Origin of the sequence: Chryseobacterium sp. CFS15, assembly GCF_031118795.1 — a bacterium.
Taxonomy (GTDB): domain Bacteria; phylum Bacteroidota; class Bacteroidia; order Flavobacteriales; family Weeksellaceae; genus Chryseobacterium; species Chryseobacterium indoltheticum.
The window spans coordinates 1-15,512 of record NZ_JAVHYL010000016.1 but is presented as its reverse complement, the minus strand read 5'-3'; the positions used below and the strand labels follow the sequence as shown (position 1 = coordinate 15,512).

General features: G+C 33.1%; 13 protein-coding genes, 1 tRNA gene and 1 pseudogene. 6 read left to right on the top strand and 9 right to left on the bottom strand.

Annotation, left to right across the window (positions count from 1 at the left end):
* Positions 1–250 precede the first annotated feature (250 nt).
* Positions 251–973, top strand: a complete 723-nt coding sequence (locus OH814_RS19090; protein ID WP_308829253.1) for a hypothetical protein — start codon at positions 251–253, stop codon at positions 971–973.
* Between the two features lie 363 nt (positions 974–1,336).
* On the opposite strand, the gene OH814_RS19085 is transcribed toward OH814_RS19090, so the two are convergent.
* The 4 genes from OH814_RS19085 to rpsO form a co-directional block, all read right to left on the bottom strand.
* On the bottom strand, positions 1,337–1,771 hold the full coding sequence (locus tag OH814_RS19085; protein WP_076562308.1) for a cold-shock protein: 435 nt from the start codon (positions 1,769–1,771) through the stop codon (positions 1,337–1,339).
* Positions 1,772–2,349: 578 nt separating this feature from the next.
* Positions 2,350–4,611: a polyribonucleotide nucleotidyltransferase gene (locus OH814_RS19080; protein WP_076562309.1), complete on the bottom strand. Its 2,262-nt coding sequence runs from the start codon at positions 4,609–4,611 to the stop codon at positions 2,350–2,352.
* A gap of 142 nt (positions 4,612–4,753) precedes the next feature.
* A complete protein-coding gene (locus OH814_RS19075) occupies positions 4,754–5,884 on the bottom strand; it encodes an acyloxyacyl hydrolase (protein ID WP_308829252.1) in 1,131 nt (376 codons plus the stop codon).
* A gap of 211 nt (positions 5,885–6,095) precedes the next feature.
* Positions 6,096–6,365 carry a 30S ribosomal protein S15 gene (gene rpsO, locus OH814_RS19070; RefSeq protein WP_027386233.1) on the bottom strand — a complete coding sequence of 90 codons (270 nt, stop codon included), beginning with the start codon at positions 6,363–6,365 and terminating at the stop codon, positions 6,096–6,098.
* Positions 6,366–6,648: 283 nt separating this feature from the next.
* On the opposite strand from rpsO, the gene OH814_RS19065 reads away from it, so the two are divergent.
* From OH814_RS19065 to OH814_RS19055, 3 genes are all read left to right on the top strand, one after another.
* Positions 6,649–7,206, top strand: coding sequence for a pyruvate decarboxylase (locus OH814_RS19065; protein ID WP_115619830.1), 558 nt, complete (start codon positions 6,649–6,651; stop codon positions 7,204–7,206).
* A gap of 83 nt (positions 7,207–7,289) precedes the next feature.
* Entirely contained in the window at positions 7,290–8,612 is a 1,323-nt protein-coding gene (gene mgtE, locus OH814_RS19060; RefSeq protein ID WP_115619831.1) for a magnesium transporter, read from the top strand.
* 108 nt (positions 8,613–8,720) lie between these two features.
* Entirely contained in the window at positions 8,721–9,449 is a 729-nt protein-coding gene (locus tag OH814_RS19055; protein WP_308829251.1) for a helical backbone metal receptor, read from the top strand.
* Between the two features lie 452 nt (positions 9,450–9,901).
* Here OH814_RS19055 and OH814_RS19050 read toward each other — a convergent pair whose 3' ends face one another.
* The 4 genes from OH814_RS19050 to OH814_RS19035 form a co-directional block, all read right to left on the bottom strand.
* A complete protein-coding gene (locus tag OH814_RS19050) occupies positions 9,902–10,981 on the bottom strand; it encodes a GNAT family N-acetyltransferase (RefSeq protein ID WP_308829250.1) in 1,080 nt (359 codons plus the stop codon).
* Positions 10,978–11,973, bottom strand: coding sequence for a polysaccharide deacetylase family protein (locus OH814_RS19045; protein WP_308829249.1), 996 nt, complete (start codon positions 11,971–11,973; stop codon positions 10,978–10,980). The genes OH814_RS19050 and OH814_RS19045 overlap by 4 nt, the downstream gene beginning before the upstream one ends.
* Positions 11,974–12,417: 444 nt before the next feature.
* Positions 12,418–12,867 carry a GAF domain-containing protein gene (locus OH814_RS19040; RefSeq protein WP_076562314.1) on the bottom strand — a complete coding sequence of 150 codons (450 nt, stop codon included), beginning with the start codon at positions 12,865–12,867 and terminating at the stop codon, positions 12,418–12,420.
* Positions 12,868–12,879: 12 nt separating this feature from the next.
* On the bottom strand, positions 12,880–14,307 hold the full coding sequence (locus OH814_RS19035) for a TonB-dependent receptor (protein WP_123885696.1): 1,428 nt from the start codon (positions 14,305–14,307) through the stop codon (positions 12,880–12,882).
* 53 nt (positions 14,308–14,360) lie between these two features.
* Between OH814_RS19035 and OH814_RS19030 the strand changes: the two genes are divergently transcribed.
* Together OH814_RS19030 and OH814_RS19025 are read left to right on the top strand one after the other, a co-directional pair.
* Positions 14,361–15,128, top strand: coding sequence for an MBL fold metallo-hydrolase (locus OH814_RS19030; RefSeq protein WP_308829248.1), 768 nt, complete (start codon positions 14,361–14,363; stop codon positions 15,126–15,128).
* A gap of 93 nt (positions 15,129–15,221) precedes the next feature.
* Positions 15,222–15,301, top strand: a tRNA-Leu gene (locus OH814_RS19025).
* Positions 15,302–15,401: 100 nt separating this feature from the next.
* Here OH814_RS19025 and OH814_RS19020 read toward each other — a convergent pair.
* Positions 15,402–15,512: pseudogene (locus tag OH814_RS19020) on the bottom strand (DDE transposase); the annotation flags it as partial.

Sequence of the window (15,512 nt, the reverse complement as noted above, 5' to 3'; positions counted from 1 at the left end):
ATTCTAAAATAGAAAATTTAAAGATAAAATCTTTGCGTTTAATAATTTAAAAACTATGATCAGAATCTTTTAGCCCGATAGCGCGGATTTGCAATCCGTGCTTCCAATATAAAAACCCTAGCCTCGACGCCAGGGTTGTCCATTACCCCATTTAACATAATATCCTGATTATCAAAATATTTCACTTCAAAATCAATTCTATTCAAAATAATATTTATATTTGAATTACAAATTTAAAAACACAAATATTATGTCAAGTACTTCAGAAGTTGGGCACGCTAAAAATGTAGCGAACCTTCAAAAAATCACACAACAAGTTACCACCTACAGCCTTTACAATCCACCAATTGAAAACATTGCATTAGCCAATCTTCAGACATTGTACACCACAGCCACTGCAAAATTAGCTGAGGTGGAAGATAAACGAAACGCCAACAAAAACGCAATCATCATTCGTCAGACTGCTTTCGAAAATCTAAAATCGACATGTACCAAAATCGTTAATCTGCTCGAAATTTTAGGATTGCCACAAGGAACATTAGATCAGGCAAGATCAATGAACCGTGCAATTCAGGGCAGCTCAAAGAAAACCACCACTCCACCCGAAGAAGGTAAAGAAGCTTCCAAAACAGCTTCCACTTCCCGCCAGTCTTTCACCCAACAGGCTGAAAATTTCGGGATTCTTCTCCAGTTATTGGCAACCATTCCGGGCTACACACCGAATGAAGAAGATTTAAAATTAAACAACCTCACCACCTATCACGCATCATTAATGAGTGCTACTCAGGGTGTCGACCAGACAGAAGCCGAGCTCAATACCAAATTGATAGAAAGAGATAAAATTTTATATGCAGAGGGTGCGGGATTGTACACCATCGCCCAGAACGTCAAAAAATATGTGAAAAGCCTCTACGGTGCAACATCTCCTGAGTATACAAACGTTTCAGCAATAGAATTTACGAATAGAAAATAATATTTTTTGTGTTCAAAAGAATGTTGAAGCATAGTAACTCAATATTCTTGCAATGTAAAGTTACATTGTTGTTATGTAACTTTATTTTTTTGCGATGTTATTTCAAATTGGCACGATGCAGAATTACATTCTTGCATTGTGAACTTATATTTTTACGTTGAGAAATCATATTCTTGCATTGTAAAACTATATTCTTACGTTGCAAAATTACATTCTTGGGATGCAAACTTCAACTCTTCCATCACAGAAAAATATTAACAAATTTTAGAATAAAAATCTTTCACTAACTAAAAACAAAAAGGCTCCTATTGGAGCCTTTTATATGATATGATCTATTGGGTTTCAGTACCAAAAATCGAATAATTATTTAACCATTCTGATTTCTACTGCAACAAAACCTTTTGGAGATTTCTCTTTTTCAAAAGATACTTTGTTTCCTTTTTTGATAGGTTCCATACAGTTGTTACTGTGGAAGAAAACATTTTCTTTCGAACCGTCTTCTGTAATAAAACCGTAACCTTTTTCACTGAAAAACGTTACAATTCCTGTCTTAATCAATTCTTCAGCTTCGATAGGAGCTGCACCCAGCTGAATGTTGTTGATATCAAAATCTTCAACGTTGCTGTTATCCGGTGGTGTAGAAGTCAACTGCCCATTGGCATCCACGTACATGATCATGTCGTCTAGACCTTTACCTTTGTTGTTGCTGGTTTTACGCTCTTCTCTTTTTTGAGCTTTTTCCTTTGCTTTTTGAACTTTTTTCTTGAAATTTTCTTTTTTAGAGAAAGAATCCGCCATATATTGTATAAAATTTATTTGTTTAAACTGACTTTTTTAGGGATGTATTATATAACCCCAATAACCAATAATACTTCTTCTGTGAAGTAAAAAAGGTATCTTAATTGTTTTTCAGTAATGATGATTCAGATTGTCTTAAGAAAATATTATCGGAATAAAGATCCATTTAAGACATTAAGAAAGTGAAAACTGAGAGAAAAAATGAATATTCTAAACTATTACCGCTAAAGCAAAGATAGAAACCTTCTTATTAATTAAATGCAAATATACAACAAAAGATTGTAACTTCACCTGTCTGGCATATAATTATTTGAAATTCAATCTATTTTAATGCTTTTAAAAATGGCAAAACATCATTCCTTTATTAATCTTTAATCCTTCACGGTTTACAATGTCAGCACATTGAAAATCATAAACATTTGCTTTCAGTCTTTTCAAATCGTGTTTTCAATTCTTAACGTGAAAATGACTATTAAAACTTTGTACATAAAAAAACCACCGAAAATTTCGGTGGTTTACTTTTATGATCATAGAATTTACATCCTATGCTGTATTAAATCGTCCCTTAAGGACTTTTATTAAGCTTCGTTCAAAGGCTTGTGCTCTCCCGGCTGGTCTCTTCCTTCCGGGTTTACTTTACTTTCCGGTCTCGCAGGTCTTTCAGGTCTGTTTTGTCCTTCTGGTCTTCCTTGTCCTTCTTCTCTTGGTTTTTGCTCAGGTCTTGGTGGTCTTGGCAACAAAACTTTTCTTGAAAGTTTCATTTTCTTACGGTCATCATACCCCATAAATTTCACCTCAACTTCATCACCTTCTTTGTAAGGAACTTTATCAAGACGAGCCCATTCGATTTCAGAAATGTGAAGTAATCCTTCAGTTCCTTTTGCAATCGCTACGAAAGCTCCAAAATCCATTACTTTCACTACTTTACCTTGGTAAACTTCACCTACAACAGGTACAAAAGTAATCTCATTGATTCTTGCAATCGCATCGTTGATCTTTTCTCTGCTAACACCAGAAATTTCGATTCTTCCGATCTCACCAACTTCTTCAATTGCGATAACCGTATCCGTATCTTTCTGCATTTGCTGAATGATTTTTCCACCAGGTCCGATTACAGCACCGATGAAATCTTTAGAGATTTCCATCATTACCATTTTCGGAGCGTGAGGTTTCACATCTTCTCTTGGTGCAGAAATAGTTTCATTTAATTTATCAAGAATATGAAGTCTTCCGTTTCTAGCTTGTAGAAGCGCTTTCTCCATGATATCCATAGAAAGTCCCTGGATTTTGATATCCATCTGACAAGCTGTGATTCCGTCTGCAGTTCCTGTTACTTTAAAGTCCATATCACCTAAGTGATCTTCGTCTCCTAAGATATCAGAAAGTACAGTGAATTTTCCGGTTTTTACGTCAGTTACCAATCCCATTGCAATCCCGGAAACTGGTTTTGTAATTTGAATACCTGCATCCATCAAAGCCAATGTTCCTGCACAAACTGTCGCCATAGAAGACGAACCGTTTGATTCTAAAATATCAGAAACGATACGGATAGTATAAGGATTTTCTTCAGGAATCATGTTTGCCAAAGCTCTCTGAGCTAAGTTTCCGTGACCAACCTCTCTTCTTGATGTTCCTCTTAAAGGACGAGCTTCACCCGTTGAGAACGGAGGGAAGTTATAATGTAAGAAGAATCTTTCGTCATAATTTACCATTACGCTGTCTACCATGTTTGCATCTTTTACTGAACCTAAAGTTACAGCTGTTAAAGACTGAGTTTCACCTCTAGTAAAGATTGCAGAACCGTGAGCTCCCGGTAAATAATCGATTTCGCTCCAGATTGGACGAATTGTTTCAGGATCACGACCATCAAGACGGATTTTGTCATTGATAATCATCTGACGCATCGCCTCTTTTTCAACATCGTGGTAGTATACTTTTGCGAAAGGAGTTACTCTTTCCAACTCTTCAGCATCTTCTACATATTGAGCTAAAAATTCCGCCAAAACAGCTTTGAATTTCTCACCTCTTTCTTCTTTTCCTGAAGGAGTTTTTGCTACTTCATATACTTTATCGTAAGTTTCTTTCCACACTTTTTCACGAATTGCTTCGTCGTGATTTTCGTGGCTGTATTCTCTTTTTGGTAAAGATTTGCCTACTTTTTCAGCTAATCTTTCCTGAGCTTCAACTTGTTTTTTAATTTCAACGTGAGCGAACTGGATAGCTTCCAACATTTCTGCTTCAGAAATCTCTTTCATCTCACCTTCTACCATTACGATAGAATCTTTAGTTGCTCCCACCATGATATCAAGGTCAGCAATTTTAAGATCTTCAAATTTAGGGTTTACAGAAAGTTCACCGTTGATTCTTACTACTCTTACTTCAGACATTGGTCCGTTGAAAGGAATATCTGTGATAGCAATCGCTGCAGATGCTGCAAGACCCGCCAAATCATCAGGAATAGATTCTCCGTCATAAGAAATCAATGAAATCATCACCTGAACTTCTGCGTGGAAATCTTCCGGGAATAATGGTCTCAAAACTCTGTCTACCAAACGCATCGTCAGGATTTCCTGATCTGAAGGTCTAGCTTCTCTTCTGAAAAAGTTTCCGGGGATCTTTCCACCAGCGTAGAATTTTTCTCTGTAATCTACTGTTAATGGTAAGAAATCTACACCGTCTTTAGCTTCTTTACTTGCTACTACGGTTGCTAAAAGCATTGTTCCGCCCATTTTTACTACTACAGATCCGTCAGCTTGTTTTGCCAGTTTCCCTGTTTCTAATGTGATTTCTCTGCCGTCTGCAAGAGTAATCAACTCTGTAATTGCTTGAGGTATACTCATAAATTGTTTTGTGTTGCGCTCCGTATTGAGCACTTTAATTATTGATATTTTCGTCTAAATGTGATGCAAATTTAGTGTTTTTGTTTTAAATAGAATATCGAAACTTCTTGAGGCTCAATTTCAGTCATTCAATTCATATCAATTACGGATTTTTCTTATTAAAAATCCTGTAACCGAGCCTCCATTCTATATAATCTGCTTTATGAAATTTAAAGGATCTCAAACCGATGCCTATCAACAGATTTTTTCCGACAGTATACTGAAAACCTACTCTCTGATAGAAAATAGTTTTATCATAACGTCGGTCAATTTCTTTTTTAAATATATAGAATCCCGGCTGAATCTGAATCGCAAATTTTGAAATCGAAAGTCGGTAAGAAGGGAATATATTTAATAAAAGCTGATCCCGTTGAAATCTTTTTGTACTTTGGATTATTCCGTTTTCATCCTGATAAAACTTGTGATTGTAATCTTCGTCATACATGAGACCAATCCCCAAGCCCAAAGATGATCTATAAGTAACCTGTCTGTGATACACCGTTTCTATTCCCCAGTTCTGGTAGTATTTACCTTCAAATTTTCTGATCATATCTACATCATCAGCCTGAAATCCCGGATCTACTCCATAAAAAATAGAATGCCTTACCGCTCCGAAAACATTCACATCCAGCGTAGAATATTTGTCAAATGCTGATAAAGAATCTTTTGGAGCAAATTGTCTTTCATCAAAATGATAAGTGAGAGATAATTTTGGAGAAAAAGTATTCATCCCTTTATTCGGAAGCTTTAGAGCCCCATTTGAAAAATGATTAAAATTTAAGCCTAAACCTAAGTCAAAATGTTTCCCCAGATAATATTTATAGTTAGCTCCTAAATTAATGTAAATACTTACGGAAGAACCAAAAGTCTGATTAACATATCCTTTTTTCAAATCATACGGAGTCCAGTTGAAGGCAAAACCTCCGCTTGTCTCATAGTTCCAGGAATGTGTGGGTGTTTCTTTGATGGCTCCACCAAAAGTTCCGTAAACAGCAAAAGGTTTTCCCATTTCACTGTTTTTCAGATAATCAAAAGCTACAATACCGCCACCATAATAAGGTCTTCCAAATCTTTTATGCCATTCCTGGCTGCCATCAGTTTGCACGGTAAGCTCAGCAGAAGCACCGATAACATCTCTGTGTTTAAGTTTTTTGAGGTAATCATTTGTTCCCAAAAACTTCCCAAACTGCATACTTACAGAACCTTGCAAATTTGATCTTCGAACAGTATCCATTTCCTGAGAATTGTAAAAAGCTGACGTCAAAAGAAAGAAAAAGAGATAAAAATATTTCAAATCTGTAGTTTAATTTTAAAAACGAGCAAATTTAAACGATTTCTTTAAAGATTTGTAAATTTTAATGTTCAATTTTTCAGAATTCCAAAAAACAGCAATAAAAAAAGCAACCTCTTTCGAAGTTGCTTCTTTATTTTGGAAATCGGATAGATTATTTTCTTAAACCAAGTTCAGCAATAATTGCTCTATATCTTGTGATATCTTTTTTCTTAAGATAATCTAATAAGCTTTTTCTCTTACCTACTAATTTCACCAAAGATCTTTCAGTATTGAAATCGTGACGATTTGCCTTCAAGTGCTGAGATAAGTGGTTAATTCTGAACGTGAAAAGAGCTACTTGCCCTTCAGCAGTTCCTGTGTCTTGTGCAGATTTTCCATGTTTTGCGAAAATTTCTGCTTTTTTTTCTGTTGTTAAGTACATTCCAATATTGTTTAATGATTATTATGTAACGGCTGCAAAAGTACGACTATTTTTTTAATCACCAAAACAGTAATTTAAATTCAGAAATAAAATAATATTGAAGCATGTAATTTTTCTAAATAATACAGTATCAGCATTTTTTAATAATAATTTAAGCAATCTACCATAGTTTGGAGACATTATTGATTCCATGTATTAAAATTGATAGAAAAATATGTTAACAAATTCTTAAATATATTATGCCATCCCGTTAAAAGACAGTAATTTTACAGCCGACAAAAAGATGAAAAAATTTTTATTTTATACGCTTATTTCTTCTGTATTTATCATCAGTGTTTCTTCTGTGAAAGCACAGAAAACCTCAGCTCATGATAAAATAAAGAAAGTTTTATATTTCAATCCTGAAGTTGAACCTGATATTGAAGAAATAAAAGAACCAACCAATCATGCATTCTTCAGTGCAGTTTCGGATAATATCAGCGCTTTTCGCAAAAACAAAATGCTGAGATCTGAAATTCAGGTCTCTTTTGACAGCATCGATTCTAAAACCATTACCGAATATAGTAAAAATAATGATGCCGACTTTGTCATTGTTCCTAAAGTAAAATATTTTAAAGTAGGATTAGGAAAATACGTTTTCTCTAATCAGGTTGTCGTAAGCATGAAACTTTTTGATGCGGAAGGTAATCTCGTTACCTCTTCAGAGTATGACACTTACCGAAAAAACATGCGCCTTCTGGGTTCCACAGAAAATTCAATAAAAATAGGAACCAACGGTGCCATGAAAAATATCCTTAAAGAATTAAGAAAGATAAAACCTTCTGCAGAAGCTGGTTTTTAAACTTTAAATAAACCTTAAATTTGTTTCATCATTCTCCTATTCTAAAAATTTGAGTTATTTTTGCATATCAAAAATTTCAGGTTTTGAATTCTACACACGAACTTACTTTTAACCCCGCCGATATTGCCGAAAGACTCAGTGAACTTCCCGCTGATGAAAGGCTACTCGCTTTCCTGAAGGTTCCGAAAGAATACAAAGCCGATGTTTTTTCGCACTTAGATCCTGATTTCCAGGAAGAAACTATCCGAAGCATTGGAAGTGATGACGTTTCAGACATTCTTAATGCGATGACTCCCGATGACAGAACAGCTCTGTTTGAGGATTTTCCGGATGAACTGATAAAATATTCTATCAATCATCTTAATCCACAGGAAAGAAGAATTGCCCTGAAACTTCTCGGTTACAATTCTGATTCTATTGCGCGTCTGATGACTCCTTATTACATCCAGATCCGAAAAGAATGGACGGTAAAAAGATGTCTACAGCAGATCAAAAAAGTAGGGAAAAGAGTAGAAACCATCAATCATCTGTATGTTGTGGATGAAAGAAATCATCTTATTGACGATTTAGCTTTAGGAAGTTTATTGTTAGTGGAAGAAGATACTTTAGTTTCAGAATTAACAGATAATCAGTTTGTTGCTATTAAAACAACAACTTCCAAAGAAGATGCCGTTACTTATTTTGAAAAATATGACAGAACAGCGCTTCCCATTATTACCGAAGCCGGAGTTTTGGTAGGAATTGTAACGATTGATGATATTTTAGATCAAATTGAATCTCAAAATACCGAAGATATTCAAAAATTCGGGGGACTTGAAGCTTTAGATTTACCTTATACGCAAACCTCTTTGATGGAAATGATCAAAAAAAGAGGAATGTGGCTTATTATTTTATTTTTCTCTGAAATGTTGACCGCTTCTGCGATGGGATTTTTTGAAGATGAAATTCAGAAAGCCGTTGTTTTGGCATTATTTGTACCATTAATTATTTCAAGTGGAGGAAATTCAGGTTCACAAGCCGCAACTTTGATTATTCGTGCGATGGCGTTACAGGAAATCGGTTTAAAAGACTGGTGGTACGTAATGAAAAAAGAAATTTTCACCGGATTATTTTTAGGTGGAATTTTAGGAATTATCGGATTTTTGAGAATTATGATCTGGCATAAAGCAGGATTTTTTGATTACGGAATTCATTGGGCATACATTGGCTTAAGTGTCGGATTTTCTTTAGTGATGATCGTTTTATGGGGAACACTTTCAGGTTCTATGGTTCCATTTATTCTTAAAAAATTAAAGCTAGACCCCGCTACATCTTCTGCTCCATTTGTAGCAACTTTGGTAGATGTCACCGGATTAATTATTTACTTCTCGGTTGCCGGCCTTTTCTTAACAGGAAAACTTTTGTAATTTTAGGCAAAGTCTAAAAATTGTATGAAATCGCCATGTTTGGGTTTCCAAATTATAGTGAAAATAGTGCGATTGCATATGACTTTTAAAACGCAATAAAATCTACATATGAAAGTAATTTCTCTCGTTCCTTCGATTACAGAAGCTTTATTTGATTTAGGATTAACAGAAAACGAAATTGTCGGAAGAACAAAATTCTGTATTCACCCTTCAGAAAAAATAAAAAATATAGATATTATCGGCGGAACAAAAAATCTTAATATTGAGAAGATTAAAAGCCTTAAACCAGATTTAATTTTAGCCAATAAAGAAGAAAACGTCAAAGAACAGGTTGAAATTTTGATGAAAGATTTCAAAGTAATTGTTTACAATACGGAAACGATTGAAGATAATTATTACTTATTGAAAAATTTGGGTCTGCTTTTTAATAAAGAAGAAAGAGCACAGGCTTTTAATCTAAAAATCTACGAAATCCTCAATCAAACCAAAATAAACACAAAAGTAAAAGTAGCCTATCTTATTTGGAATAATCCTTATATGACGGTGGGATCAGATACATTTATTCATCATATTTTAAATGAAATTGGTTTTGAAAGTATATTTAAAAACCAAACCCGCTATCCAATAAGCAAGACTGAAGATTTAGCTGACGCAGATGTCATTATGCTATCTTCGGAACCTTTTCCTTTTAAAGAAAAACATATTGCCGAACTAAAAAAGGTTTATCCTGATAAAAAGATTATGATTGTAGATGGTGAAGCTTTTTCGTGGTACGGAACACATATTGCAAAGTGTGAAAATTATTTTAAAGAACTGATTGCAGAATTTAATATTTAACGTGAATTCAAATTAAACATAAAATACTCTATTTAGCGCAAAACTTGATTTTTGCAAATCTTATTTTAAGGAACAAAGAGGAGAATCAATAAATTGATTTTATTAAGCTCTCGCTTTATTTAAGCTTCATCAGCGACTTGTTGCTATTCTTTGCTCCCTAAAATAATAAGCCTAAAAATAAAATCTTTGCGTTGTAAAAAGTTTTGTTCAATTTCTTATTCCGAACTCAGATTATTTAAATTTTGGCTAAAGCCAAATGTTTTTTTTAAAATTATTAAACGGGCTAAAGCCAGTTTCTATTGATATTTTAAAGCATAAAAAACTCCGACTTAAAAAATCGGAGATTATATTTGGGTAAGAATTATACTTTTAAATACACGTTTGAATTTTCAGAATATTAGTAGTCTCAAAAGATTTAAATTATTATGTCTATGTTATGCTTTTCATTAAATTTAGGTGAAGATTGGGTCACCATCACCTGCTAAAACATCAAATATGAAATCATAGGGTAAAATTGCAGATAAATCTTTATGCATCATGAAGCTCCTATTTCTTTCTTTCACATATATAAAATATTTTTTTTCTAATTTCTGATTTATTTCTTTATCATAAATTATAATATTTGTTATTTTGAATTTACTGAGGAAAATTATCAGAGCTTCGGTTATTTTATTATTGTTTTTATTTCCGTAAATAAATTGTAAAGTTGCTTTTCCATTACGTACTGTAAGCATCAAGACTGTATCTAAATTATTAGCGTCATAAATTTTAATAAATATATATCTAAAACTTTTGTCAAAATCAGAAAACTGGTAACTGCTTTCCTTATTCTCATTAGTATTTAGAATCCATGGATAATTTGTAATCCAATTAATATCCTCGACATTTCTATTGAAGATTTTTAATTTATCATGATGTTTAATGTATTCCTTAATTTCACTATCCAAATCTTCTGTAATTAAGAAGTGCTTTTCCGAACTTTTATTACGACGAATACTGTATAAAAATCCATTGATAATTTTATCCGTTAGTCTTAAAACTGGATATACATAATTCCAATTTTTATTTTTTTTAGGAAGAATTTCGGATAAATTAAATAAAAAATGATATGATGAACCATATAATGGTTTTTGTATTACAAATAAGTTGCTTCTTTCATACATATTCTTTGCTTCTTCCGTATATTCTGTAATTATAATATTTCCTTTATATGAGTTACAAGCTTCTTTTAGCAGCATTTGGGCAATTTTTTTACCACGATAATCAGGATGTACAAAAAGTGTACTCAGCCAACCAATCTTTATAAATTTATTACTAACCCTCATGTCATCTGCCAAAATTCCTATATAACCAGCTAGCTTATTTTCATAATAAGCCAGAATCAAAATTGTATCTTCATTATTTACATGAGGATTGTTTATATGCGAAATTGCTCTGTGATATGATATGGGAAGAAAAGATAAAGCATTAAATTCTTTTGAATTTATAAAGTTGAATAAAGCAATTTTATTGAAAGATTTCAAGACAATCATCTTCTAGTAATTTTATTTTTATTAAAAATCTTTTTCAAATGAAAATAATTGCTCTCAAAATTAATTTCATCAGCAGCTGAAAAGCCATTTTCCATTGGCACGCGCTGTAAATTTTTGTCTACACTATCAAATTTTAAACCCGCAGTACCCAAAGTAAATTTTAGATTTCTGTTGTCTTCAAAAAGTGTATTAAACATGCTTCTCTTTAAGCCAAAATCGGTAAAGGGAAATGCCATTGACTCAGTACTAAATCCATTTTCTTCCATAAAGTCTATAGATCGTTGAATATTTTTGATTTGATCATTAATAGATAACTCTGGTAAGTATGGATGATCCCAAGAGTGCGCAGAAATACCAAAACCCTTATCTTGAATATATTGTAAATCATCAATATTAAGGTATATTTTATTATTTTTCAAATAGTCATCAAAACTTAAATTTATATCTATACTTATTTGATTCAAAAGATGTCGACTTGTATATGATATTGCTTTAACTTTTGTAATTAAATCTTTTTTAGAAGCATTATTGGACAACATAAGAGACTTTTGTAATGAATCTGGTGTCATAAAATCTTTGTTTAGAATTCTCTCTATAATAAGACTTACTTTTAATCTAAACATCATATCGTCATTTTTTATAAATGCAGGATTTATGTAATTAATAGCATAAATACCTTTCCTCAATAAAATTGGCACTACAACATCTCTGAATTCATTATATCCATCATCAAATGTTAACAAAGCATACGGTTTATTAATCTTCTTATCGTGATTTTTTATAAATGTTTGCACATCTACAAAATTAAATCGAGTAGACATATAGTCTAAATCTTTTTCAAATTCCAGACTGCTTTTATAATTTATAATATGCTTAAGGTGTGGCAAATAAGAATCTGCAACAGAATGATATACAGGGATTATGTAATCTAAAGGAAATCTCTTTTGTATTAGGCTAAAAGCATTTGCTTTCTTAAAAAAAAGTTTTAGCATTTCAATATTATGATATATTTATGTTTTAACGTGAACAAAATTAATTAAATAATTATGGAAAAAGTTTTTTTATCATTGCACTTGCTTATGATATGAAATAAGCCCTCATTTTTCCAATCATTATTTAACTCCAAACCAAATGCACGAACAATCTGTATTGAAAACGAAAACCTACAAAACAAAAAACCAAAGCAAAAACATTTTTGCTTTGGTTATCTTTGACCTATAATCTGTATCGCTATTTCAGAACGGGACATACTTTACAGTTTATTATTCGAGATATAATAGATTTAGGTGTATCAATTCCGTTTTTAAGGTTTTTGAATATCTGGAAGATTTATATGCCTAATAAGCTATAGGAGGATTATATATTAAAAAGAAAATTCAATTAATATTTGTAGCTAGTTGGTATATCAAAATATTTTATTTTATATTGAGATAAGATTACAAAATCTTTGAAACCTCATTACAAAGCCATTCCAATAATTCTAAATCTTCTTTTGTAAAAGGATCGATCGTATGAGAATCGATGTCAATCTGACCAATGTTTTCTCCATTTTTAAAAATAGGAACTACAATTTCAGCTTTTGTATCAATCGAACAGCTCAGATAATTATCCTGTAAATGTACATCGGGAACAATAAATGTTTCGTTGGAAACAGCCACCTGTCCGCAAATACCTTTTCCGTAAGGAATAATGATATGATCGGTTTCAGCTCCTACGTAAGGACCTAATTTCAATTCGTCTTTATCACCGTTTTTAAAGTAAAAACCGGTCCAGTTGAAATAAGATATTTCCTGGTCTAATAAATGACAAACTTTCTCAAGCTTCTCATCAGTATTATGTTTTGGACTTTCAAGAATAGACGAAAGTCTTTTTTTTATTTCAGACATTGTAATATTTTTTTATGAAAATTGTTTTAAAGAAAGTTCGTTTTTAAACCCGAACATCCCTCTTTCTTTTATCATTTCTGCAACACCTTCCGGAACCTGGTTTTCCCAACCGCCGATATTACAAGCAATTTTTCTTAGAATTTCTCTTGAATATATTTCCAAAAACTCAGGATTGTAGCTGGTAATATCTACAATACGATTGTTGTGTTTGAAATATTTGTACAGCTCTTTTAGGTTTTCTTCCACTTTTAAGTTTGAAGAATCCAACAATTCATGAGTTTCAGGATCTTTGTAAGGATATAAATACACTCTCATTCCGTTTCTGAAAAACTTACCAAAAGCTTCCAAAATACCTCCTGAAAGATCTTTATAATATTTCTCATCAAAAACCATCAACATATTATTAACGCCCATCGTTACGCCAATATCACCATTGGTATAATGTGAGAAATAATCAATCAATCTGTAATATTCTGAGAAATTTGAAATAATAACTGTATAGCCTAATTTACCCAAAACATCTACCCGATCAAGAAAATCTCTTTCATCAATATCTCCGTCTGCACGAAGGTTTGAAATGGTAATTTCAATAAGTATCTCAGTTTCTTCCTGTGTACAGATTGCGTCTTTCAGGAACATATCCATTCCGTTTCGCAGCATATCTATATTTACTTTCGTAACTGGCCTGAAACTTCCTCTTACCGCAAAAATATTTTTCTTATATAGAATATCCGCAGGAAGCATGTTGTTTCCTTGAGAATTGAAGATCACAGCATCGGTCATATTATTTTTCACCAGTTGTAAAGACATCAATCTGTTGTCAACATAAGCAAAAGCCGGACCGCTGAAATCGATCATATCAATCTCAAGATTGTCTGTAGAAACCTCATCATAAAGAGATTCTATCAACCTTCTTGGGTTATCATAATAATTATATGCGCCGTAAATAAGATTCACACCAAGATTACCCAATGTTTCCTGTTGCAACGTGGCATCGTTCTCTTTGAATTTTACGTGAATTACGATTTCGTTGTAATCTTCGTTTTCTTTCACCTGAAAACGAATTCCGACCCAACCGTGACCTTTTACAGTTTTATCGAAATTGATGGTCGTTACCGTATTTGCATAAGAAAAATATTTTCTCCCGGGATTACTGTCTCTTGAAATTCTTTCTTCAATCAGTGATACTTCATAGCGAAGCATTTTTCTAAGTCTGTTTTGGGTAACATACCTGTTTTTTACTTCTTTTCCGTAGATGGCATCACTAAAATCTTTGTCGTAAGCCGACATTGCCTTAGCAATTGTACCGGAAGCCCCCCCTGCTCTAAAAAAGTGTCGTACAGTTTCCTGCCCTGCTCCAATTTCTGCGAAAGTACCATAAATAGTAGGATCTAGATTAATTGTTAATGCTTTTTGTTTAGGAGTTAGTTTCTGATACATTAGGACATTAAATTTTTCGTAAATTTACCAAAATTAAACCAACCTCAAAACAAATGAAGTTGAAATTTTTAGGAACCGGAACTTCACAAGGTGTCCCCGTTATCGGTTGCACCTGTGAGGTATGTACTTCTCAAGATCCAAAAGATACTCGTTTTCGGGCTTCAGCGATGATTACCACCGATGAAAACAGGAAAATACTGATCGACTGCGGACCAGATTTTCGTCAGCAAATGCTTATCAACAAAGAAAACCACATCGACATTACGCTTCTTACCCATGAGCATAATGACCATGTGATTGGTTTGGATGATATGCGTCCGCTAATTTTTAAAAGCGGTAAAAATATGCCCATTTATTGTCTCTCAAGAGTCGGACAGGAAGTGAAAAACCGTTTTCCTTATGCTTTTGCAGATATTCGTTATCCAGGAGCACCAGCTTTTGATTTACATAAAATCGATCACGAAAAGTTCACTGTTTTAGATACAGAAATCACTCCTATCGAAGTAACACATTATAAAATTTCCATCTTAGGTTACAAGTTTAAAAAGCTCGCCTATATCACCGATGCCAACTTTATTTCTGATTTGGAAAAAGAAAAGTTAAGAGATTTAGATATACTTATTTTAAACTGTATTCGAAAATTTGATCCTCATCCTGCTCATTTCGTATTAGCAGATGTTATTAAATTATATGATGAATTAAAACCTAAAAAATTATTTCTAACTCACATCAGTCACCATTTTGGTCTGCATGATATTGAAGATAAGTTACTTCCCGACGGAATGCACCTAGCCTACGATGGTTTGGAACTCAATTTTTAAAATTTTTCTTCAAAAAGCTTTTGAACATTGAAAAAAGTTCCTATATTTGCACACCAATTTGAAACAAACAATAACGTTTGGAGTAAACATCAAGCCCAGGTGGCGGAATTGGTAGACGCGCTGGTCTCAAACACCAGTTCTTAGGAGTACCGGTTCGATCCCGGTCCTGGGTACAAAAAACCTCTGAAATCATATGATTTTCAGAGGTTTTTGATTTTAGGGTGTTTGAAAAGGGTGGCTAATAATTATAGGATCAATCACAAAACTTGGGGGCTAGGCAAAAAGTTTAGACAACCTGAACAGAAAAAATGTTTTATCCCGCACGCCTCTTAATTGTAATCTGAAGTTTTTTATTTTCGCATTGAAAGACTCGGCGGAAGCATT